Raw genomic sequence first — 23,094 nt, 5'->3', positions numbered from 1 at the left:
TCGGCGCACCTTCGGCGTACGCCGGGTGCGCCCCGCACCGATGTGATGAGCTGGACGGGTGTCGGGGCTGGGACTTGTGCTGCACCCCACCCGGGATGTCACCGAGGTGGTCGAAATCATCGAACGGTGGGCGACGCGTCACCGCAAGACGCTGTACGTGTCCGAGGAGGACCAGCACCGCGTCCCGTCCTCTGTCGAACCGGTGCCGGCGGACCAGGTGGCATCCCGCGCCGACGCGTTGATCAGCATCGGCGGTGACGGCACGATGCTGGGTGCGCTGCGCTCCGCCGTCCGCGACCCGAAGCCGGTGCTCGGCGTACACCTGGGTCGTCTGGGGTTTCTGGTCGAGATCGAACCGCCGGGACTGCCCGACGCGCTGAGCCGGCTGCTGTCGAAGGACTTCACCGTCGAGTCGCACGCGTGTCTCGCCTGCGACGTGTGCGGTGACGACGTCGTCGCATTCAACGACATCGCGCTGGTCCGCCAGCCGGGCGCCGGTTTCGTCAGCGTCACGCTCGCCATCGACGGCCAGCAGTACGGCTACTACCGCAGCGACGCCGTGGTGGTCAGCACCCCGATCGGTTCGACGGCGTACAGCTACGCGGCCGGCGGTCCACTGATCTCCCCGGCGGCGGACTCGGTGGTGATCACGCCGGCCGCGCCGATGGCCGGTATCTCCCGTGCCGTGGTGCTCTCCCCGGACGAGAAGATCCGGTTGGAGCTACAGCCCAACTCGTCGCCGGTCGTCGTGGAGATGGACGGTCTGGTCTTCCGCGACGCGGCGACGGAGGGGGCGGTGGACATCTCGTACCGCCGCGACGCCGGCCTGGTGGTCCGCTTCGACCCGCTGCGCTACCAGGAGCGCAACCAGTTGAAGATGACCCTGCTCGACCTGCCGTTCCTCCCCGAGCAACTCCGCGAACTACTCCCCGAAGAACTCCGCCGCCGCAGCCAGGAACTCCCCCCACCCGCCGACCCCCCACCCTGCTGACCCCCCACGCCCACCACCCCTGCCGCGCCCCCCACCCCCACCGCACCTGCCGCGTGATCAAGAGGTTTGCGTCACGACACGCCGGGCGGCGTGACGGAAACCTCTTGATCAACGCGGCCGGAGGGGTCAGGCCTGGGTCAGGGCCTGGTCTACCAGGGTTTTGGCTTCTTTTTGGATCTTCTTCAGGTGGTCGGGGCCCTGGAAGGACTCGGCGTAGATCTTGTAGACGTCTTCCGTGCCCGAGGGACGGGCGGCGAACCAGCCGGACTTCGTGCTGACCTTCAGGCCACCGATCGGGGCGTTGTTGCCGGGGGCGGTGGTGAGGGTCGCGGTGATCGGCTCGCCGGCCAACTCCGTGGCGGTGACCTGATCCGGGTTGAGCTTGGCGAGCACGGCCTTCTGCTCGCGGGTGGCCGGGGCGTCGATCCGGGCGTACGCGGGGGCGCCGAACCGCTCGGCCAGCTCCGCCCAGTGCTCGCTCGGGCTGCGCCCGGTGGTGGCCAGGATCTCGGAGGCCAGCAGGCAGAGCAGGATGCCGTCCTTGTCGGTGGTCCAGGTGGAGCCGTCACGGCGCAGGAACGACGCCCCGGCGCTCTCCTCGCCACCGAAGCCGACCGCCCCGTCGAGCAGGCCGGGCACGAACCACTTGAACCCGACCGGCACCTCCAACAGCGGCCGACCCAGATCGGCGGCCACCCGGTCGATCATCGAGGACGAGACCAGGGTCTTGCCGACGGCGGCGGCCGGCCCCCAGTGGGCGCGGGTGCGGAACAGGTGCCCGATCGCGACCGCCAGGAAGTGGTTGGGGTTCATCAGGCCGCCGTCGGGGGTGACGATGCCGTGCCGGTCGGCGTCCGCGTCGTTGCCGGTGGAGATCTGGTAGTCGGCGCGGGCGGCGATCAGCGACGCCATAGCGTTCGGCGAGGAGCAGTCCATCCGGATCTTGCCGTCGCCGTCCAGGGTCATGAACCGCCAGGTCGGGTCGACCGTCGGGTTGACCACCGTCAGGTCCAGCCGGTGCCGCTCGGCGATCTCACCCCAGTACGCCACGCTGGCACCGCCCAGCGGATCCGCGCCGATGCGGATGCCGGCGTCACGGATGGCGTCGATGTCGATCGCGGCCGGCAGGTCGTCGACGTAGTGCGCGAGGAAGTCGTACTCCCCGGTGGTGTCGGCGGCCCGGGCCCGCGCGTAGGTGATCCGGCGGACCTCCTTGAGCCCGGCGGCGAGGATGCTGTTGGCGCGGTCCTGGATCCACCGGGTGACGTCGGTGTCGGCGGGCCCGCCGTTGGTCGGGTTGTACTTGAAGCCGCCGTCGTCCGGCGGGTTGTGCGACGGGGTGATGACGATGCCGTCGGCGAGGCCGCTGGTACGACCCCGGTTGTGAGTGAGGATCGCGTGCGACAGCGCCGGCGTGGGGGTGTAGCCGTCGCGGCTGTCCACCAGCACGGTGACGCCGTTGGCGGCGAGGACCTCGAGGGCGTCCACGGCGGCCGGCGCGGAGAGCGCGTGGGTGTCCCGGGCGAGGAACAGCGGGCCGTCGAGGCCCTGCTCCCGCCGGTAGTCGCAGAGCGCCTGGGTGACCGCGACGATGTGGTCGGAGTTGAACGCGTTGCGCAGGCTGGAGCCGCGGTGACCGGAGGTGCCGAAGGAGACCTGCTGCGCCGGGTCCGCGGGGTCCGGATGCTCGGCGTAGTAGGCGGTCACCAGGCGCGGCACGTCGACCAGGTCGGCGGGCTCGGCGGGCTGGCCGGCACGGGGGTGGGTCACTGCGGGATCCTCCTCGGTGTGTGCGGGTCGGTCACGGCTCGACCTTCTGGCCCTTGCCGATGACCACGATGCCGTTGTCGGAGACGGTGTAGCGCTGGCGGTCCTTCTCCAGGTCGACGCCGATCTCGACGCCCTCGGGGACGAACACGTTCTTGTCCAGGATCGCCCGTCGGACCACCGCGTGTCGGCCGATCTCGACGCCCTCCATCAGCACCGAGCCCTCCACGTGCGCCCACGAGTGCACCCGCACCTTCGGCGACACGATCGAGTTCTCCACCAGCGAGCCGGAGATCACCACCCCGGGCGAGACCATCGAGCCGACCGCCCGGCCGACCCGCTCACCCCACTGGTGGACGAACTTCGCCGGCGGCCACGGCGGCTGCTCGGTGTAGATCGGCCAGTCGAAGTTGTAGAGGTTGAAGACGGGGTGCACGTTGATCAGATCCATGTGCGCGTCGTAGAACGAGTCGAGCGTCCCCACGTCCCGCCAGTAGCCCCGGTCCCGGTCGGTGCTGCCCGGCACCTCGTTGTCACGGAAGTCGTAGACGTTGGCCTCGCCCCGCTCGACGAGCATCGGGATGATGCTGCCGCCCATGTCGTGCTTGCTGCTCTTGTCGGCGGCGTCGCGCTCCACGGCCTCGCACAGGGCCCGGGTGGTGAAGACGTAGTTGCCCATCGAGGCGTAGATCTCGTCCGGCGCGTCCGGCAGGCCGACCGCGTCGGTGGGCTTCTCGCGGAACGCGCGGATCTTCCGGCCGTCCTCGCCGACCTCGATGACACCGAACTGGTCGGCCATCGACAGCGGCTGGCGGATGCCGGCGACGGTCACCGCGGCGCCGGAGGCGATGTGGTCCTCCACCATCTGCCGGGGGTCCATCCGGTAGATGTGGTCGGCGCCGAAGACGATCACGTAGTCGGGCTGCTCGTCGTTGATGAGGTTGAAGCTCTGGTAGATGGCGTCGGCCGAGCCGGCGAACCACCACGGGCCGCGACGCTGCTGCGCCGGCACCGGGGTGACGTAGTTGCCGAGCAGCGTGGACATCCGCCAGGTCTTGGTGATGTGTCGGTCGAGGGAGTGGGACTTGTACTGGGTCAGCACGACGATCTTGAGATAGCCGGCGTTTGCCAGGTTGGAGAGGACGAAATCGACCATGCGGTACATCCCGCCGAACGGGACGGCCGGCTTGGCCCGATCCGTGGTGAGTGGCATCAGGCGCTTGCCCTCACCACCCGCCAGGACGATCGCGAGAACCTTGGCAGCCATGCCCCGACGCTATCCACCCGCGTGCCACTTCACCACTCGTACGGGGAGTCTTCTGCACTAGGGTGCGGGGTCATGACGGAACCCACCCCGCTGCGCGTCGACCTGCTCACCCGCGAGTACCCGCCGGAGGTCTACGGCGGCGCGGGCGTGCACGTCGAGTACCTGGCCCGGGAGCTGCGTCGCCTCGCCGACGTCCGGGTGCACTGCTTCGGCCTGCCGCGCACCGAGCCGGGCGTCACCGCGTACGCCGATCCGCCCGGCCTGACCGGCGCGAACGCCGCGTTGCGGACCATGGGCGTGGACCTGGAGATGGCCGCCGGCGCCGCCGGCACCGACGTGGTGCACAGCCACACCTGGTACGCGAACCTGGCCGGGCACACCGCGAAGCTGCTGCACGGGGTGCCGCACGTGGTGACCGCGCACAGCCTGGAGCCGCTGCGGCCGTGGAAGGCCGAGCAGCTCGGCGGCGGCTACGCGCTCTCCTCGTGGATCGAGCGCACGGCGTACGAGTCGGCCGACGCGATCATCGCGGTCAGTGGTGGGATGCGCGGCGACGTGCTGACCGCGTACCCGCAGATCGACCCGGCGAAGGTCCAGGTGGTCTACAACGGCATCGACACCGTGCAGTACGCCCCGGACTCCGGCACCGACGTGCTCGACCGGCTCGGCATCGACCCGGCGCTGCCCAGCGTCGTCTACGTGGGCCGGATCACCCGGCAGAAGGGCCTGCCCTACCTGCTGCGGGCCGCCCGGGAGCTGCCGGCGGACACCCAGCTCGTGCTGCTGGCCGGCGCGCCGGACACGGCGGAGATCGCCGCCGAGGTCGAGGAGCTGGTGGCCGAGCTGCGGGCCAACCGCTCCGGCGTCGTCTGGGTGGCCGAGATGCTGCCCAAGCCCGAGGTGATCCAGGTGCTCACGCACGCGACGGTCTTCGTCTGCCCGTCGGTGTACGAGCCGATGGGCATCGTGAACCTGGAGGCGATGGCCTGCGAGACGGCCGTGGTGGCGACCGCCACCGGCGGCATCCCCGAGGTGGTGGCCGACGGCGACACCGGGCTGCTGGTGCCGATCGAGCAGGCCACCGACGGGTCGGGGACGCCGCTGAAGCCGGAGACGTTCGTGGCCGACCTGGCGGCGGCGATCAACGCGCTGCTCGCCGACCCGGCGCGTACCGAGCGGTTCGGCCTGGCCGGTCGACGGCGGGCGGTCGAGCACTTCTCCTGGGATGCCGTCGCGCGGCAGACCCTGGACGTGTACCGCTCCGTCGGCGGGCGCTGACGACATGCGGTACGACGAACTCGAAGCCGCGATCCTCGCACTCGTGGTCGCGGCGGGCGACGACGACCTGCGCGCGTTCGGCCTCGACACGGTCACCCGGCTGACCCGGGACGATCTGCTCGACACCGCCGTCGACGACGAGATGACCGAGGACGGGTGGGCGGCGCTCACCAGCGCCCGCAAGAACGTGCCGACGGCCGACGCGACGGAGCTGCGCGCGCTGCTGGTACGGATCGACGAGGGCATTCTCGCCGAGAGTGACCTCGATCAGGGTCTCCTGACGGCCTTCACCGCGCTGGAGCACTGGACCACCTACCTGGAGGAGAACGCGCGCGGGGAGATCTACGAGCTGGCCATCCGCTCGGTGGAGGAGGTCGACTTCCAGGCCTCGGCCGACCTCGACGACGTCCTCGCCACCCCGGAGATGGCCGCCGAGTACGCCCGGATCGAACGCCTGCTCACCGCCGGGCTCAAACCGCCGTCCCGGGAGGGGACTTGAGCAACGACGTCGCCTCGGCGCGGTAACCACCACGTCCGCCTCTAAGCGCGCTGGCCGCGATGCGGATCAGGTCGATGTTGACACCCGCAGCGCCACTCGGATCGTGCACCTTCAGCTTCACGTCGAGGCTCACCGCCGTCTCACCCCAACCCCGCGCCTCGAGGTTGAGGTGGGCCACCTTCTGCGACGCGAGATGCGGGAGGTAGCCGAGCGGGGCGACCTCGACGCCGTTCGCGCCCGACAGGGCATTGAGCTTGGACTGCTTCTTGGTGTTGGGGTTCTCGACCAGGTTGCGGAAGTCCTCGGTGCCGCCCAAATTGACCTGGTAGGAGCTGTCCAGGGTGAGGCCCCGCTCCTGGAGCAGCCGCAGCAGCGCGTCGTGCAGTACCGAGGTGCCGAACTGACTGGCCAGGTCGTCGCCGAGCAGCGGCAGCCCGGCCGCCTCGAACCTGTCGATCCAACCTGGATCGCGTGCGACCGGGTCCGAGGTGGTGTTGATGAAGGCGACACCGGCCGTCTGAGCTGCCTCGGCGTACGCCTGAGCGGTTTCCGGCCGGCCGCTCGGCGCCGAGTAGAGCAGCACCTCCGCCTCGGCAAGCGCCGCCGCCACCCGCCCCACCCCGGTCGCGTCGACGAGGCCCTTCGTGACGGGCACACCTGCTCGGGGTAGGTCGCAGTTCAGTCGGGGGAAGTTGTTGGGCGGCAGGAAGATCGCCTCGGTCAGGTCCCGACCGATCTTCTCCGGGGAGGTGGCGAAGGCCGCCACGACGTCGATGTCCCCCACCCCGAGCCCGTCGATCACCGGCCGGCGGATCCCGACCAGGCTGCCGCTCTGGCGGTAGAGAGCCAGCCCCTGCACCAGCGCCGACGTGTTGTTGCCGACACCGACAACCGCGACCCTGACCCGTTCGATCATGAGCGGAGGCTACGCCATTTGTGATGAGTAGACGTCTACCGAGCGTCAGCCGGGACGGTCGCCGCGCAGCCGGTCCCGGCAGAAGTCCCGGAAGGATCGGGGCGGGCGACCTGTCACGTCCGCGACGGTCGACGTCGTCCGGTCCTCCGCCCCTGCCGCTATCGCCGTGTCCAGGCTCGCGAGGAAGCGGGCGAAGTCCGGCGGTATGCCGTTCGCGGTGTGGCGGGCGGCCAGTTCCGCCGTGTCGATCGCACGGTGCTCGACCGGCCGGCCACCGACCTCGGTGAGGACGGCGGCGATCTCGCCGTAGCTCAGCGCCTCCGGTCCGGTGATGAGGTGGTCGGTGTTGTGCGGCGTCGGGTCGGTGAGAGCCCGCACCGCCACCTCGGCGATGTCGGCGGGATCGACGAAGCCGACCCGGGCGGTGCCGGTGGCGCTGACGATCTCGCCCTGCTCGCGAGCGCTGACGGCGTGCGGCTGCTCACCGACGAAGTTCTCCATGAACCAGGACGGCCGCAGTACCGCCCATTGCGCGAACAGCTCACCCAGCCGCACGTGCACCAGACCCAGCCCGTGTCCGGCCGGCGGAATGGCCGAGGAGCTGAGCAGAACCACCCGGCGGACACCGGCGCTGCGCGCCCGTTCGAGGAAGGGCAGCATGACCGGCACCGGATCGACCTCGCCGACCGGGGGGATGGCGTAGATCGCGCGTACGCCGTCCAGCGCGTCCGGGTGGGTGGTCGGGTCGTACCAGTCGAAGCGGAACCCTCCGGTCGAGGGGTGTCGGCTGGCGATCCGGGTGGGGTGACCACGCTCGGCGAGCGTGGCGGCGACGATGCGGCCGGTGGTTCCGGTGCCACCGATGACCAGGATCATGAGCGCACCAGGCCGCCGCCGAGCAGTTCCTGGGCGGCGATCGGATCCCAGTAGTCGCGATAGCGCACGAGCCGCCCGTCGCGAATGGTCAGCACGGCGATGTAGCGCACCTCGTACGGCCGACCCGTGGCGACGACGACACCGGAGGCGGCGAACTCGACGACGACGACCTCTGGATCCGTGGTCTCGTGCACGGTTCGATCGTGGATCTCGCGGACGTCGAGCAGGGCCGGGTAGTTGATCAGGTAGTCGTGCAGCTCGGCGCGGCCGGCTACGCGGCGCGGCTGGCCGGGCGGCGCGAACGGCAGCTCCAGCACCGCGTCCTCGGCGAACAGCGCGATGAACCCGGCCATGTCCTTGGCGAGCAGCAGCTCCATGGCGCGATGGAACACCGCGGTGGGGTGGTCCGACATGATCTCGTCCTTTCGTCGTCCGGCACGGCCACGATAAGATTCGGACCGCCGGTCCGCTTCGACTATACGGACCGGCAGTCCGTTTGGCGAGAGGGGTGTCCGATGCGGGCCGATGCGCTGCGCAACAGGGAGTCGGTGCTGGCCGCTGCCGGGCGTCTCTTCGACGCCGCAACCGACCCCGACCAGGTGTCGATGGACGACATCGCCACCGCGGCCGGCGTCGGCAAGGGCACCCTGTTCCGGCGCTTCGGCGACCGCATCGGGCTCATCCGCGCGCTCTACGAGCAACGGGGACTGCGGTTGCGGGACGCGCTCGCGGTGTCACCCACCCGGCCGGCCGCGGAACAGGCCGTCGACCTGCTGCGGGCCATGCTGCGCTTCAAGCTCGACAACCGGGTGCTCACGCTGGCGCTGGAGAGCGCCGGAGGCGGCAGCCCGTACCGCAACGAGGCGTACGACCACTGGCACGCCCTGCTCGCCGGCCTCGTCACCGAGGCACGCGGCCCGCAGTCGGCGGACTACCTGGCCCACGCGCTGCTCGCCGCCGTCCGCAGCGACCTGGTCGAGCACCTGCGCGACTGGCCCGAAGCTCGGTGGCACGCGGGACTGGACGCACTTGTCGGCTCCGTACTCGGCGACGACGGGAAGACGATGTGACGGCGGTCAGGCGACACCGAGAGTGGTGGCGAGCTGAACGATGCCGGCTGGCGCGTCGGCGGACCGCCACATGACCGTGACCAGCTTTCGTACCGCCGGGCGGTCGTGCACCTCGCCGGGTGCGGTGCGTTCCGCGTCGAGCAGCGCCCGGCCAGCCCGAAGCATGTCGCCGGTCAGCGCGTAGGCGCGGGCCACATCGAGGAGGTACGCGGCACGGTGCTCGGGCGGCAGCCACCGCCACTCCTCGCCGGTTACCAGCCGCTCGTGCCGAGCCGAGGCCGTGGTGACGTCGCCAAGGGACGCCTCGGCCACCACTCGGGCGGCCTCGACCACCGCCCAGCCGGCGATCCCCGTGGCCTGGTCGAGCGCGCGGAGTGCGCGGGCCTGGTCCTTGCCACCCGCGGCGGCGAGCGCAGCCTGGATCAGTAGCACGCCTCGAAGCGCGCCAGCCGGAGAGTCGTCACCGGCCCGAGACACATCGATGTGTTCGGCGGCGACGAGCGCGGCGTCCAGGGCGGATCGTCGTCGACCACGAGATCGCAGGGCCTGACTCAGTGACACGGTGGCGAGGCCGACCAACTGCGGGTCGTGGGTCGCCAAGGCGACTGCCATTTCCCGGTCGGCGGCCAACCAGGCCAGGTCCCCCTGGTCGACCTTGACCAGCGCCAGGGCGATGAGCGCGTACACCGACACCAGCAGCGCGTCCGTCGCGCCGGGGCGAGCCGCGTGTGCTTCCCGGGCCGCGTCGAGCAGGCCGGGCAACAGTGCCAGCAACGCTGGGTACCGAGCGTGGCGATAGCTCTGCTCGGCATGCTCCAGCCGGGCCCGCAACTCCTCCGCCAGCGGCAGTCGGTCCGCGCCCGGTAGGTGGTACCGGGCCAGCGCCGCCCGTACCCCGTCCACCCCGGCCACGACCGGAGTCGGCCGCACTGGCCGTGCCGCCAACAGGACCTCCACGTCGATGCGCAACGTCTCGGCGACCTCCCGGAGGTTCGATACCCGCTCCAACCGGCGTACCCCACGCTCGACCTTGTCCACCCAACTCTTCGACTTGCCGAGCCGGTCCGCGAACTGCTGCTGCGTCATGTTGCGCCGCACCCGCCACTGGGCGACCCGGCGACCCACCGGCAGCTCGTTCACCGCCGGCCCGTCGCGCTCACCGCACGACCCCAAGAACAAACAACAGGAGTACGACCACAGCGATCACGAGTCCGTAGAGGTACTGCCGCCGGGTGAGCGACGCCCGCGCCGGGAGCGGCGGACAGGGCACCTGATCCCCGTCCGGCAGCCGAGGACGCGCACCGGCAACGGGATTGGCCGGTGGCAACGGCCCATCCGGCGAACGTTCATACATCGTGCCTCCTGACCAGCGCGATCGAGATGGCGAACATTGGGGAACGGCGGCTGACCGGACGATCGACCCGGGGCGGAAGCGACCTGCGGGCACTCCCGCCCCGGCTGGAGGCACTCCGTTGCTGACGAGAGAACCCCTACCCATCCCAACTTAGAAGGCACTGCCGTCACAGTCAACAGAGCATGCACGGCGAGTTACCCAGAGTGCGAAGATCGGTGCGCTGACGAGAGGTGGCGCCACCATGCCGCAAGCACCGCTGTACGAGCAGATCATCGATGACGTCGCTGCTTCAATCCGCAGCGGCACCCTCAAACCGGGCGACAAACTGCCGTCCATCGCCGAGATGCGTGAGCAGTACCAGTCGAGCGCGTGGCCTGTGCGTTACGCCCTTCGGATTCTCGAGGAGCGAGGCTGGATCGTCACTCGCCAGGGCAAGGGCTCGTTCGTCGCACCGAACCCGCCCGCCTGAGCCCGAGCACAACGTCGCTCCCTCGATCGTTGGCGGCTGAGCGGTACGACACGCCGAGCGCATTGCTGCCGAGGCGCCAACGATCATCGCCGCCCGAATGCCACCACGGGCCGCGCTCCAGAACCCCCCACCTGGCCCGTTCGTGTGTGCCACACGGTCTTGATCCACTCGCCTTCCGGGAAATCGCGGCATCGAACGCGCACTGACACCGCGGTTTCCTGTAACGCGAGTGGATCAAGGCGGGAGCGGCCGGTCAGATGGACGCCTCTACCCACCGAGCCGCGGAGATCCGCGCAACTTCGGGGAAACTGCTGTCTCAACGCGCTGCGATGCAGCAGTTTCCCCGAAAGTGAGCGGATCTTGGGTCGGGTGCCCACCGGGCGGGTGCTTGGCCGCGCGCGAGCCGATCTCGCACAGTAGGTTGGCGGGGTGACAGGACGGTTCCCGATCGAAGACGTCTCCCCCGTCGTCTCGTGCGGGCGGTACCCGGCCAAGGCGGTCGTCGACGAGCCGGTTCCGGTGTCGGCGCGCGCCTACCGGGAGGGGCACGACGCGCTGGGCTGCAACGTGGTGTGGGCCGGCCCGGACGGCGAGAAACGGCCGTTCACCCGGATGCGCCCCGGCGAGCCCGGCCAGGACCGTTGGCACGCCACGATCCGCCCGGACGCCGTCGGCGCGTGGACCTTCACCGTCGAGGCGTTCGGAGACCCGTACCTGACGTGGCAGAACGCGGTGACCAAGAAGATCGCCGCCGGGCAGGGCCCGGAGGATCTCGCCAACGACCTGGCCGAGGGCGCGCGGGTGCTGGCCGCCGCCCGGGACCTGGTGCCGGCCGCCGACCGCGCGAGCGTCGCCGACGCGCTCACCGCCCTCGCCGCCACCGATCTGCCGTTACCGCAGCGCGTCGGGCCGGCGTTGGCCCTCGCCGACCTGCTCTGGGAGCACCCGGTGCGCGAGTTGGTGACGGTCGGTGACGCGTACTCCCTCTGGGTTGACCGCAAGCGGGCCCTCTTCTCGGCCTGGTACGAGTTCTTCCCGCGCTCCGAAGGAGCAGCGGGTGGGCGCTCCGGCACCTTCGCCACCGCGACCGGGCGGCTGCCGGGCGTGGCCGCGATGGGCTTCGACGTGCTCTACCTGCCGCCGATCCACCCGATCGGCCGGGTCAACCGCAAGGGCCGCAACAACGCGCTCACCGCCGGACCGACCGACGTCGGCTCGCCCTGGGCCATCGGCGCCGCCGAGGGCGGCCACGACACGATCCACCCCGACCTGGGTACGCCGGCGGACTTCCGGGCGTTCATTGAGGCCGCTGCGGCGCAGGGCCTGGAAGTGGCGATGGACCTGGCGTTGCAGTGCGCGCCGGACCACCCCTGGGTGACCGAGCACCCGGAGTGGTTCACCACCCGGGCCGACGGCAGCATCGCGTACGCGGAGAACCCGCCGAAGAAGTACCAGGACATCTACCCGGTCAACTTCGACAACGACCCGGAGGGCATCCGGGCCGAGGTGCTGCGGGTCGTGCTGCACTGGGTGGGCGAGGGTATCCGGATCTTCCGGGTGGACAACCCGCACACCAAGCCGTTCGACTTCTGGCACTGGCTGATCGCCGAGGTCAAGAAGGTCGACAAGGACGTGCTGTTCCTGGCCGAGGCGTTCACCCGGCCGGCCATCATGCACGGGCTCGGCAAGATCGGCTTCACGCAGTCGTACACCTACTTCACCTGGCGCACGACGGCCGCGCAGATGCGGGAGTACTGCGAGGAGCTGGTCGAGTCGGCCGACCACATGCGGCCCAACTTCTGGCCGAACACGCCGGACATCCTGCACGAATCGTTGCAGCACGGCGGCCCGCCGATGTTCAAGATCCGGGCGGTGCTGGCCGCGCTGCTCTCCCCCTCCTGGGGCCTGTACGCGGGCTACGAGCTGTTCGAACACGTGGCCCGCCCCGGCGCGGAGGAGTACCTGGACAACGAGAAGTACGAGCTGCGTCCCCGCGACTGGGCCGCCGCCGAGGCGCAGGGCCGCTCGCTCGCGCCGTTCCTGACCACCCTCAACCGGGTACGCCGCGACAACCCGGCGCTGCACCAGCTCCGCAACCTGCGGTTCCACGAGATCGACAACCCGGCGCTGCTGTGCTGGTCGAAGCACGACCCGGAGACCGGCAACACGGTCATCGTGGTCTGCTCGTTCGACTCCCGCGAGGTGCAGTGGGGCAACACCACGCTCGACATGCCCGCGCTCGGGTTCGACTGGCACGAGCGCTTCACCGTGTACGACGAGCTGACCGGCACCAGCTACGACTGGGGGCAGCGCAACGCGGTACGGCTCGACCCGTACCTGCAACCGGCGCACGTGCTGACCATCCGCCGCCCGACGCCGCCCGCCGTGCCCGAGCCGGCCGGCGTCGAACCGGCGGATCTCACCGTCGCCGACGTACCGGACGAGCTGTCCGGCGGCACCGCGCCGACGACCCCGGCCACCGAGCCACCGCCTCCGGCCACCGAGCCACCGCCTCCGGCGAGCGTCGCAGAGCCCTCGGCTACCCAGCCGTCGTCCCCGCCCACCGCGCCGCCGGCGACCGCGCCTCCGCCCACCGCGCCCCCGGCCACCGCGCCGCTGGCCCCAGCCACCACGACGCCACCCCCGGCTACCGCGCCCTCTGCCCCGGCCGTCAAACCATCTGCCCCGGTCGTCGAGCCATCTCCCCCGGCCGCCGCGCCCTCTGCCTCAGCCGCCGAGCCATCTCCCCCGGCTGCCGCGCCATCTCCCCCGGCCGAAGCGCCATCTGCCCCGGCCGCCTCGTCTGCGACCCCGGCCCGCAGTGCGGCGACGCCGGCCACCCTGGCGTCCCGCGCCGCGGCCCGTGCGGCTGCCGCCCAGTCCTCGGACGGCCGCCCGTCCGCGCCCCACCCGGCTGCCACCCGCCCGTCCCGCCCCGCGCCGACCGCTCCCGCCTCGAAGGACGACCGATGGACCAGCTGATCACCGGTGTGACGCACGACCCGCACGCGCTGCTCGGCGCGCACCCCGCCGAGGGGTCGACCACGATCCGCACGATGCGCCGGGGCGCGGGTGACGTGGCGCTGCTCGTCGGCGACGACCGGCACCCGATGAAGCGGGTGCACGACCTGGGCATCTTCGAGGCGCAGGTCGAGGGCAACGTGCTCGACTACCGGGTGGAGGTCGACGGCACCACGCACGACGACCCGTACCGCTACCCGCCCACCCTCGGCGAGCTGGACCTGCACCTCATCGGCGAGGGCCGCCACGAGCGGCTGTGGGAAGCGCTCGGCGCGCGGGTCTTCGACGAGGGCGTGGCGTTCAGCGTCTGGGCGCCCAACGCCCAGGGCGTCCGCGTGATCGGTGACTTCACCGGCTGGGGCGCGGACGACGGCTGGCCGATGCGCTCGCTCGGCTCCAGCGGGGTGTGGGAGCTGTTCGTCCCCAACGCGCGGGTCGGCGCCCGCTACAAGTACCGGGTGCTCGGCGCCGACGGGAAGTGGCGGGACAAGGCCGACCCCCTGGCGGCGTACGCGGAGGTGCCGCCGGCCACCGCGTCGGTGGTGCACCACTCGACGTACCGGTGGAACGACGCCGACTGGCTCGCCCGGCGGGCCGAACGGCGGCCGCACCAGGAGCCGATGAGCGTGTACGAGGTGCACCTCGGCTCGTGGCGGCCCGGCCTGGGTTACCGCGAGCTGGCCGACCAGCTCACCGCGTACGTCACCGAGCTGGGCTTCACGCACGTGGAGTTCCTGCCCGTGATGGAGCACCCGTTCGGCGGCTCCTGGGGCTACCAGGTGACCGGCTACTACGCGCCGACGTCCCGCTTCGGCGACCCGGACGAGTTCCGCCACCTCGTCGACGCCCTGCACGCCGCCGGCGTCGGCGTCATCCTCGACTGGGTGCCCGCGCACTTCCCGAAGGACGAGTGGGCCCTCGCCCGGTTCGACGGCACCCCGCTGTACGAGCACCCCGACCCCCGTCGCGGCGAGCACCCGGACTGGGGCACGTACGTCTTCGACTTCGGCCGCCGCGAGGTGCGTAACTTCCTGGTCGCCAACGCGCTCTACTGGTGCGAGGAGTTCCACGTCGACGGGCTGCGCGTCGACGCGGTCGCCTCGATGCTCTACCTGGACTACTCCCGCGAGGCGGGCCAGTGGGCCCCCAACCAGTACGGCGGTCGGGAGAACCTGGAGGCCATCGCGCTCATGCAGGAGGTGAACGCGACGGTCTACAAACACCACGCCGGCGTCGTGATGATCGCCGAGGAGTCCACCGCGTGGCCGGGGGTCACCCAGTCCACCGCCGGCGGCGGGCTGGGCTTCGGCTTCAAGTGGAACATGGGCTGGATGCACGACACCCTGCTCTACACGTCGAAGGACCCGATCTACCGCCAGCACCACCACCACCAGCTCACGTTCTCCCTGGCGTACGCCTGGAGCGAGAACTACGTGCTGCCGATCAGCCACGACGAGGTCGTGCACGGCAAGGGATCGCTGGCCGGCAAGATGCCCGGCGACACCTGGCAGCGCCTCGCCAACGTCCGGGCGCTCCTGGCCTACATGTGGGCGCACCCCGGCAAGCAACTGCTCTTCATGGGCTCCGAGCTGGCCGACGACCGGGAGTGGAGCGAGGAGCGCGGCCTCGACTGGTACCTGCTGCACGACCCGGCCCGCGCCGGCGTGCAGCGGCTCGTCGGCGACCTCAACCGCGTCTACCGGGACACCCCGGCGCTCTGGGCGCAGGACACCGAACCAGCCGGGTTCCGCTGGATCGCCGGCGACGACGTCGCCAACAACACCGTCTCCTTCGTCCGGATCGCCCCGGACGGCTCAACGCTGGTGTGCGTGGCGAACTTCTCCGCGCTACCGCTGCACGACTACCGGATCGGCCTACCGGCCGGCGGCACCTGGACCGAGGTGCTCAACACCGACGCCCACCACTACGGCGGCTCGGGGGTGGGCAACCTGGGCGAGGTGCACGCCGAGGACGTGCCCTGGCACGGCCTGGTGGCCTCGGCGGCCCTCCAGGTCCCCCCGCTGGGCGTCATCTGGTTGCTTAAGAAATAGCTTGCTGAAGCGGCTGGCTCATAGGCAAGACGGACGCTCGACATCCCCGATGTGTCATGCCCTTCTGGGATGCCGAGCGTCGCCATAGAGCGACCGAGCGTCCTTCGCCCGGCCTGAACCCTTTTCCATCTCTCGCGAGTGACCAGGGCAGGCGCCTGCGAAGCCGCGACACAGACACCATCTGCCAGGACGGCAGCGCCGGTTAGCATCTCGTTTGGTGCCCGCAGCACAATTGCCGAGTTTATCCCACTCCTGACACTACGGTACGTCCTATTGGGCGCCTTGCCGGCCTCGCGCCCGAGACCAAGCGGAGCACTCCTTCTTTTCGGCTTCAGGCTTTGACCGGGTGGCTGGGGGACTCCCCACTCGGGGAGCCCCCAGCCGGGGACGATCAGTAGCTCACCAGGAGCTAGCTACAGGGGCTACGACCACAGGGCCGAAAGCCTCCGCGCCGCCCAAGACCGATGGTTGAGGAATGTACCTGTCCTATCGGTTACGGAAGCTGCAGGTGTCTCTTAAAAGGTGCTGCAATATAATCATGCTTCGACCTGGATCGATAAGCCCTGACTGCCCTACAGCTAATCTTGTGGTGTCACGCGCAAGCAATATCGCCGCCACCCATCCGATGACTAATACGATCGCGGCTATGAAGAACAGGATCAACACCAACGGCTCAGCTAGCTGCTTGAGACCATCAATCCCCGCCATTAAAACCAGAATGACCATTGATGGCAATATCGCAAGTAAAGTTCGCAAGCTCCACACCGCCAATCGCCACCTCAATGTTCGAACAATAGCTTTCAACTCTTCCAATATTCTAACTTCCGATAGCAGGCACTACTGACTGAAAGGGTGGAAAGCTTCTGCGCAACTGATTCCACTCGAACCGGACCAAGCGAAGGGTGGAGCAGGAGTGAAAGAAGCTCCCCCTCCAATAGAGAAGCCGCCTTGATAGTTACCATTGCCATCACCCTCACCACTGATGCCGCCCACAACGCCTTCGCCTCCGGTCACCTGCCCGTAAGGATTACACCCGCCTTTGTCGTCGATATCTTGGTTAGAGTAGTTGAAGCCTACCGTTGCATCAGCGCCGGCACTAGGGCCGGTACCAACTTTGAATCCACCACCGAATCCCGGCCCATGCCGGTCCACCTCAATGCACAGCTCCCCCGCTATGGACGCACCCATTTGAGCTCCCAGTCCACCGCATATATTCAACGTCCCCCAAGGCTTAGGCTCCTCCTTTACAGGCTTCCTTCGCGGAGCGGCCACTTGACACGGTGCGTATGCCGAGTTGTAGTCACTCACCAGCACTCCGCAATCGTTTCGGAGCCAGCCTCCGGTGCGGAAACAGGAGGGGGGCGCCGCCGGAGAGAGGCATTGCCCACTTGAGTGGGCCAAACCCGGCCAGGGCTCCATAAACTCGACTGCTCCGGGAGTACCTGGCCCAGTATTGCAGTTCATACAGCGAAGCTTATTGGGTTTCGGCCGTGTCAAGTGTCGCGGCTTCGTCAGATCCCGAGATCCCAAGCAACGGGGCCAACAATCGGAGTTCTTGGCCTTGTTTTTACGGTTGCCTTTTTCGTCACCGAGGCGGTAATCGGGACAACTGGCCTGGGTGAGGCAGTCGGTGGGGATCAGCCCGGTGGGGTCGCTCGAGGTGACGGGTGTGTTGTTGGCGTAGGAGTAGCCGTTCCACTGTTGCGGCTGGGCTGCGTCCTGCACAGGATCGATGGAGATGAATCGACCGAGGATGGGGTCGTAGGAGCGGGCGCCGACGGTGGTGAGTCCGGTCGGGCTCATCGGCTTGTCGAGGAAGCCATGGTTGTCGGGTGCGGCGACGGCAGCACCCCGAGCGCCACCGTACGGCGTGTACTGCCGCCAGGTCGGATTTTGTGCGGTGTTGTCGAGGTAGAGCGACGGGGTGCCCTGGTGGTCGGCGATGGCGAAGGTGTACGCCGTGCCGCTCCCGGTGCGGATGCAGCTGCCGCCGCCGGGGAGGGCGTAGTACCGGCTACCGGTCACCACCGTGGAACTGGTGTTGAGGGTGTGTTGTTGCCCCGGCAGGTAGAGGGTGTTCTTGCCGGGCTCCTTTTGCAGCAGCAGGTTGCCGTCGGCGTCGTAGATGAAGCTGTTGTCGCCGCTGGCGCCTCCGGTCACGGTGGCGAGTTTGCCGGCGTCGTCCCAGGTGAGGGTCTGGTTGCCCTGGGCGGCGTTGCGGCCGGTGGTGTTGCCGGCGTTGTCGTAGGTGTACGACGTGGTGCCGGTTGCCCCGCCGGTTGTGGTGGTGGAGGTCAGGGTGTGGGGCTTGTTCTGACCGTTGCCGTTGTAGGCGTAGACGGTCTTGGTGTCGGTGCCGCCGGTGAGGTTGTGCTCGGTCTGCTGGGTGCGGTTGCCGATCAGGTCGATCTGCCAGCTGGTCCAGTAGGCGCTACCTCCGCCGATGGTGTTGCCGACCATGGACTTGTTGGCGTCCGTGGGCGTGGCGGCGCAGGCGTCGGTGCCGGTCCAGCCTTCGGCGAGTCGGGCCAGGCCGTCGTAGCCGTAGCACTGGGTCTCCGCCGGAGTGGTGGCACCCAACCTCTTGCTGGTCTTGCGGGTGATGTTGCCGACCAGGTCGTACTTGTACTCCTGCTCGTCGACATTCGACGGGGTAGCCGTCGAGCGGGTGACGAGCTGGTTGGTCAGCCGGCTGGTGTGCGGGTCGTAGGTGTTGGTGACATACGCCAGGTTCGTGTTCATGCCGAGGGTCTGCTGGTTGACCCGGCCGTAGGCGTCGTAGCTGACCCCGTTGGCATAGCCGTGCAGTCCACCGAGCGTCCAGGGCAGATCCATATCCGGCGAGTAGCCGTGTATCACGACTTCCGCGGGCAGCCCACCCTTGGCGGGGTAGGTGTCGGTCAGGAGCAAACCCAGCGTCGAGGTATAGGTGTGCCCGAACGCGTACGAGCCGCCGAGGGCGCCCTCGGCGCTGGGGATGGTGACCGTCGTGCCCAGCGAGCTACCGAAGACGTTGAACGCCTTCTGCTGCGTGGTGTACGCCTGCCCACCGCGGTAGGCGATGGTGGTGGTCAGCTTCCCGAGCGCATTGGTGACCCCCGAGACGCCGTTGCTGTTGTCGTACACCCACGCCGCCCGCTGGTTCGCCGACGCCTGGTTCGCCACCGTCGAGGCGTACTCCCCGGTCTTGCGGTTCAGGGAGTCGTAGGTGAACGACAGGGTCTTGCCGCGCCCGTCGGTGGACTCCTGCAGGTTGCCGTTGGCGTCGTAGCTCATGCTGCTGCCACCGGCATCCGGGTCAGACTTCGCCACGACCTGACCGAGCAGGTTGTACGTCGAAGTCCACACGTTGTTGCTGGCATCGGTGAGCGTCGACTGGTTGCCGTGCCCGTCGTAGCCGTACTTGCTGACCGTCGCCGTCCCGCCTGAGACGGCGAACGTGCCGGTGAACGTGTCCGACGGCGTCGTCACCGTGGGACGGACGCTGTACTCCTGCAACTCCTTCTTCCGACCCAGCGCGTCGGTGAGCGTGGCGGACACCACACCGCCGGCAGGCGGAACGACCGTGGTGCGGTCACCGCCGTGCACCGTAGTCGTCGTCGACACGGTCACACCGTTCTTGGCCGCCGCCACGATCACCGCGCGGCCCAGGCCGTCGTAGGTGGTGAACGTCTGGTTCGGCACCTGCTTACCCAAGTCAGCCGCCGACACCGGCGTGCTGACCGCCGGCGACGAACCGTCGTCCCACCAACCGTTGTACGACGCGCGGGTCCACCCGCGAGTGTCGTAGAACGTGTCCGTGATCATCCGACCACCCGCAGGGGTGACCGACTGGGTCTGACGGCTGCGCAGCAGCGCGTCGTAGATGGTGACCGACTTCTGGTAGCCGCCGGATTCGGTCAGTTTCTCCGTCGTGGTGGCGGACACCCCCGTCTTCGAGACGGTGTAGCCGAACTTGTAGTCTGCTCCGACGCTCGTGGCACGAGAGTTCAGCCACACCGACGTCCCGCGGCCGAGCGCGTCGTACCGCTGGGTGGTGACGACGCCGTTGGGGTCGGTGCTGACCAGCGGAATGCCGCGCTTCGTGTCGAGGGTGACGGAACCGGCGTGCCCTGCGGCGTTGGTGCTGGAGGTGGCCGTGACCAGTTTGACGGCGTTCATGGTGTAGCCGCTGCTGGTCTTGTTGCCCTTGGCGTCGTACGAGTCGGTGACCCGGCCGTAGTTGTCGTAGGTCGACCGCTCGGTGGTCTGCCAGACGTACGCGCCGGAGGTGTAATCCTTGGCGGTCTGGGTGAGGGTGACGTCGCCCTTGGACGGGGCGTTCGTCTGCGGGAACGTGGTGGAGAAGGTCTGGCCGTCGTAGAAGGTGCGTTCGGCCTTGACGACCTGGGCGGGCCGGCCGACGCTGCCGGGGGCGGTCAGGGTGTTGAGGCTGCCGGGCTCGGAGGCGGGGCTGCCCTGGGTGAACCCGCCGCAGGCCACCGCCACGGTTTCGGTCTGGCTGACCAGGCCGGCGAGGTTATTGCTGGTGTTCGCCGGAGCGTAGGTGTAGGTGGTGCACTGGTTGTACGCCGTGTCGACCGGCACGGTGTAGGTGTAGGTGTTCTTCAGCTCGCCGAACGTGGCGCTGGTGGTGTTCGCGTCGTAGCTGTTGTCGCTGGCGGTGGTACGCCAGGTCACCGATCCGCTGCTGGTGACGGCCTGGCGGGTGTACGTCTTGACCGGCGCGACCCACTGCGCCGTCAACGCCGACAGTCCGGTCCTGCTGCGGGTGGCGGTGGCGCCGGACACCCAGTACGAGGTGATCGTGGAGGAGTCGACGCGGCCGTTCTCGCCGAGGTACTTGGTGGTCTCCAACTCCTTGCCGGCGAGTTCGTCGACGTCCTCGTGGTTGCCGCCGACGGAGTCGGTCAGGTTCAGCACGATGCTGTTGTTGTTCTTCGACATGCCGCGGTAGTAGGCGGTCTCGGACTGGGTCCGACGGTCGTTGACACCGTCGCCGGTGAACGTCTGCACCTTGGCGTAGCCGCGGAACTGGCCGTAGCTGCGGTACTTGGACTTGACGACCTCGTTCTCGTCGTAGTGCCAGGCCGCGCCGCCGAGGTACTTGTAGCTGGTCGACAGGGCCGCGGCGCCACCGGTCGGGTCCGTCGAGGTGACGCGGGTGACGGCGTACTTGTTGAACCAGTCCTTGAACGGGTTCACGTAGCCGTCCGGGGTCCAGTAGACCGGGTAGCAGGACTTCGTGTTGACCGCCGGGTCGGTGCTGACCGGGGCGGTGCACGGCACCGGCAACTCGTAGGACGGCGAGATCACCGAACCGGTCTCGGTGGTGATCGTGGCGATGCGCTGGCGGTAGAACGACGGCAGGCCGCCGGTGATGTCGACCCGGTTGGGCAGCTTGATGCCGGTGAACGACACCGACGGCAACGTGATCGCCTCGGTGGACCCACCCGCGCTGGTGTCGTGACCGGTACGCGCGATATCGGTGAGCCACAACGTCGGCGAGGTGCCGTCACCGGTGGCCGGCATGCTGTGCGACAGGGCGTACGAGTCGACCTTCTCGTACTGCTTGGTGGCCGTGTTGTACTGCTGGGCCTCGATCGAGGTCAGGCGCACCGTGGAGAAGAACGACGGGCTCCAGTCGTCACAGTCGGTTCCCGAGGCGCAGATCAGGTCGAACGGCACGTCCGGCCAGTTCGCCTTGTTCGTCGAGTTCAACGGCTGACACGTCCCCGACAGGCAGCGGTCACCGGTGTTGAAGACCACCCGGTTCGCCACCGTGCCGTACGCGCCGCCGTCGGTGAAGCCGTAGTCGATGCGCGCCAGGTTGCTGTCCCGGATGTAGGACTCGTCCGAGGCGCCCTTGTTACGGCCGTAGAAGTTGGTGGCCTGGTCGTAGTAGTAGGCCATCGCGTTGCCGTGGGTGTCGGTGACGTAGTCCAGGTTCCATCGGTACGCCATCGTGCACACCGACGAGGTGAACCCCGCCGCTTTGTAACACGGGTCGCCGGAGTGCGGCGAGTACACCGGCGTGTGGTCCACCGACTTCGTCTCCGCCTTATCCGAGGCCCACCCTGGCAGCCGGTTACGGCCGAACTCGTAGCTCGTGCCGTCGCGCAGCGTCACCCGCCAGTAGTCGGTGTTGTACGTCCCCGAACCGTTGTTGGCGTTCTCGACGTGGGTGATCACCTCGCCGTTGTCCGACTCCGGCTTCCACACCTCCTTCGCCGCGTCCCACACCAGCGCCGTCGACGAGCCATTCAACGACAGCGTCAGCATCGGACCGTCGTAGCAACGGTCCGGCGTCTTCACCGGAGACGCGCTGCCACCCGGGTCGTCCATGCACGACGCGAACGTCTGCTCCACGAACGAACGCGGCGTGGACCAACCGTCACCCACCCACGAGGCCTGCGCGTTCGTCGACGCCGTTTGCCCGTCCACACTGCCCGAGTCGTACGACAACGCCACCGGCGGCACCAGATCCGAGGCCGCCGGCGGCACACTGATCGGATACGAGTACGTGAACGACCCCGTACTTCCACCACCGCTCCACGAACCCGACGGCTTCAGATCCGTGGCCGCATACGTGCCACCCTTACCGCCCTCCTCGCCGGCAGCCGCGACGGCCGCCAACACGGTCAGGCCGCCCGCCGCCCGGGAACCCGCGTCCGTCGTCATCGGCACCTCCGCCGACACCGACCTCGCCCCGGGGTCATTCGTCGACACCAACGGCGACGGCACCCGACACTCGCTCGCCGCCGGCGTCGTCAGCACACACGCGGGCAGACGCACCAGGCGCAACCGCGACCCGTAGTTACCGCCGAACGCCTCGGCGAACCCCGCGTAGTCCACGCCGACCCGAACCGCCCCCGAGGCTACGTCCGGAGTCACCGACAGCAGCACACCGTCTACCCCGGCAGCCTCGGCGGCCTTGCGGTCAGCGACCTTCACCGCCAGGGTGCGCGGGCCCGTCTTCTCCCCCGCTGGCTGAACCCACACCGGCGCATCCGCCACACGTGCCTTCGCCGCAGCCGCGCCCCGCGCCCCAACAAGCGGTGCGGCCGGCAGGTCGACCTTCGCGGAAACGGCCTTCGGCCACGCCGTACGCGTCGGCCGGTACGTCGACTTCGCGTCATCAGGCGGCGTGACGAACCTCGTCGGCAACGGCTTCACACCCTTGACCGACTGCCCCGGCGACGTCGCCGGGGCCTTCGCCACCTCCGGCCCCTTCGGCTTCGCCACCGCCGGCGCACCCGACAACAAGCCCGCCGCCACAGACATGGCCACGACAGTTGCGGCCAGACGTCTAGGACGTGTGAGCAGGCGTAATCCCCCGTAGACGGTCATGCAGACCTCACCTCTGCTCGATGAAATGGAAACCACGCAGGGTGATGGGTCGCGCACCCCCGTGGCGCGAACAATGTTTCATGTCCGACCGTCCACAAGGTCACGACACGGTAACGATGATCAGCCGCCAAAGCCCTCAAATGCGCTCCACTGAACGTCAAAGGGACGGCGTCGAGGACCCTCGG

13 protein-coding genes and 1 pseudogene are annotated in these 23,094 nt (G+C 69.0%); 7 read left to right on the top strand and 7 right to left on the bottom strand.

Features of this window, described 5'->3' with window-relative positions; translation table 11 throughout:
• Nucleotides 1-58: 58 nt before the first annotated feature.
• Complete coding sequence (locus tag AB0B55_RS10950; protein WP_357120009.1) at nt 59-991, top strand: NAD(+)/NADH kinase; 933 nt, start codon at nt 59-61, stop codon at nt 989-991.
• A 126-nt stretch (nt 992-1,117) separates the two neighbouring features.
• On the opposite strand, the gene pgm is transcribed toward AB0B55_RS10950, so the two are convergent.
• Together pgm and glgC are read right to left on the bottom strand one after the other, a co-directional pair.
• Nucleotides 1,118-2,761 (bottom strand): phosphoglucomutase (alpha-D-glucose-1,6-bisphosphate-dependent), encoded by a 1,644-nt coding sequence (gene pgm / locus AB0B55_RS10945; protein WP_357120012.1) that lies wholly within the window; start codon nt 2,759-2,761, stop codon nt 1,118-1,120.
• A gap of 31 nt (nt 2,762-2,792) precedes the next feature.
• Nucleotides 2,793-4,025 (bottom strand): glucose-1-phosphate adenylyltransferase, encoded by a 1,233-nt coding sequence (glgC, locus tag AB0B55_RS10940; RefSeq protein WP_278138510.1) that lies wholly within the window; start codon nt 4,023-4,025, stop codon nt 2,793-2,795.
• Between the two features lie 72 nt (nt 4,026-4,097).
• Between glgC and glgA the strand changes: the two genes are divergently transcribed.
• The gene (glgA, locus tag AB0B55_RS10935; RefSeq protein WP_357120016.1) at nt 4,098-5,303 is read left to right on the top strand and encodes a glycogen synthase; all 1,206 of its coding nucleotides are present in this window, start codon (nt 4,098-4,100) and stop codon (nt 5,301-5,303) included.
• A gap of 4 nt (nt 5,304-5,307) precedes the next feature.
• Entirely contained in the window at nt 5,308-5,802 is a 495-nt protein-coding gene (locus AB0B55_RS10930; protein WP_357171564.1) for a hypothetical protein, read from the top strand.
• Here the strand turns inward: AB0B55_RS10930 and AB0B55_RS10925 are convergent.
• Genes AB0B55_RS10925 through AB0B55_RS10915 form a run of 3 tightly spaced genes read right to left on the bottom strand, consistent with a single transcriptional unit; the run spans nt 5,774 to nt 8,007 of the window.
• Complete coding sequence (locus tag AB0B55_RS10925; protein ID WP_357171563.1) at nt 5,774-6,718, bottom strand: inositol-3-phosphate synthase; 945 nt, start codon at nt 6,716-6,718, stop codon at nt 5,774-5,776. The genes AB0B55_RS10930 and AB0B55_RS10925 overlap by 29 nt on opposite strands.
• A 45-nt stretch (nt 6,719-6,763) precedes the next feature.
• On the bottom strand, nt 6,764-7,594 hold the full coding sequence (locus tag AB0B55_RS10920) for an ergot alkaloid biosynthesis protein (RefSeq protein WP_357171562.1): 831 nt from the start codon (nt 7,592-7,594) through the stop codon (nt 6,764-6,766).
• Nucleotides 7,591-8,007: a nuclear transport factor 2 family protein gene (locus AB0B55_RS10915; protein WP_357120028.1), complete on the bottom strand. Its 417-nt coding sequence runs from the start codon at nt 8,005-8,007 to the stop codon at nt 7,591-7,593. Before AB0B55_RS10915 ends, AB0B55_RS10920 begins: the two co-directional genes overlap by 4 nt.
• 102 nt (nt 8,008-8,109) lie before the next feature.
• Here AB0B55_RS10915 and AB0B55_RS10910 point away from each other — a divergent pair, with 102 nt between their 5' ends.
• On the top strand, nt 8,110-8,664 hold the full coding sequence (locus AB0B55_RS10910) for a helix-turn-helix domain-containing protein (RefSeq protein ID WP_357120031.1): 555 nt from the start codon (nt 8,110-8,112) through the stop codon (nt 8,662-8,664).
• Between the two features lie 6 nt (nt 8,665-8,670).
• Here the strand turns inward: AB0B55_RS10910 and AB0B55_RS10905 are convergent, their stop codons facing one another.
• Nucleotides 8,671-9,804, bottom strand: a complete 1,134-nt coding sequence (locus AB0B55_RS10905; RefSeq protein ID WP_357171561.1) for a helix-turn-helix domain-containing protein — start codon at nt 9,802-9,804, stop codon at nt 8,671-8,673.
• Nucleotides 9,805-10,259: 455 nt separating this feature from the next.
• Here AB0B55_RS10905 and AB0B55_RS10900 point away from each other — a divergent pair, with 455 nt between their 5' ends.
• From AB0B55_RS10900 to glgB, 3 genes and pseudogenes are all read left to right on the top strand, one after another.
• Nucleotides 10,260-10,487, top strand: a complete 228-nt coding sequence (locus AB0B55_RS10900; protein ID WP_355618591.1) for a winged helix-turn-helix domain-containing protein — start codon at nt 10,260-10,262, stop codon at nt 10,485-10,487.
• A gap of 429 nt (nt 10,488-10,916) precedes the next feature.
• Nucleotides 10,917-12,971: pseudogene (locus AB0B55_RS10895) on the top strand (maltotransferase domain-containing protein); the annotation flags it as partial.
• Between the two features lie 485 nt (nt 12,972-13,456).
• A complete protein-coding gene (gene glgB / locus AB0B55_RS10890) occupies nt 13,457-15,559 on the top strand; it encodes a 1,4-alpha-glucan branching protein GlgB (RefSeq protein WP_357171560.1) in 2,103 nt (700 codons plus the stop codon).
• 837 nt (nt 15,560-16,396) lie between these two features.
• Here glgB and AB0B55_RS10885 read toward each other — a convergent pair.
• Nucleotides 16,397-22,804, bottom strand: a complete 6,408-nt coding sequence (locus AB0B55_RS10885; protein WP_357171559.1) for an RHS repeat-associated core domain-containing protein — start codon at nt 22,802-22,804, stop codon at nt 16,397-16,399.
• Between the last annotated feature and the right edge of the window lie 290 nt (nt 22,805-23,094).

Source organism: Micromonospora sp. NPDC049107, from assembly GCF_040648595.1.
Taxonomy (GTDB): Bacteria; Actinomycetota; Actinomycetes; order Mycobacteriales; family Micromonosporaceae; genus Micromonospora.
The sequence above is the reverse complement of the archived record's forward strand: the minus strand, read 5'-3'. Positions and strand labels throughout refer to the sequence as shown.

What these genes read in the sequence shown, in the direction of transcription:
- glgC (WP_278138510.1), bottom strand. Translation starts at nt 4,025, where the DNA reads ATGGCTGCCAAGGTTCTCGCGATCGTCCTGGCGGGTGGTGAGGGCAAG.
- AB0B55_RS10910 (WP_357120031.1), top strand. Translation starts at nt 8,110, where the DNA reads ATGCGGGCCGATGCGCTGCGCAACAGGGAGTCGGTGCTGGCCGCTGCC.
- AB0B55_RS10920 (WP_357171562.1), bottom strand. Translation starts at nt 7,594, where the DNA reads ATGATCCTGGTCATCGGTGGCACCGGAACCACCGGCCGCATCGTCGCC.
- AB0B55_RS10915 (WP_357120028.1), bottom strand. Translation starts at nt 8,007, where the DNA reads ATGTCGGACCACCCCACCGCGGTGTTCCATCGCGCCATGGAGCTGCTG.
- glgB (WP_357171560.1), top strand. Translation starts at nt 13,457, where the DNA reads ATGGACCAGCTGATCACCGGTGTGACGCACGACCCGCACGCGCTGCTC.
- AB0B55_RS10930 (WP_357171564.1), top strand. Translation starts at nt 5,308, where the DNA reads ATGCGGTACGACGAACTCGAAGCCGCGATCCTCGCACTCGTGGTCGCG.
- AB0B55_RS10925 (WP_357171563.1), bottom strand. Translation starts at nt 6,718, where the DNA reads ATGATCGAACGGGTCAGGGTCGCGGTTGTCGGTGTCGGCAACAACACG.
- glgA (WP_357120016.1), top strand. Translation starts at nt 4,098, where the DNA reads ATGACGGAACCCACCCCGCTGCGCGTCGACCTGCTCACCCGCGAGTAC.
- AB0B55_RS10900 (WP_355618591.1), top strand. Translation starts at nt 10,260, where the DNA reads ATGCCGCAAGCACCGCTGTACGAGCAGATCATCGATGACGTCGCTGCT.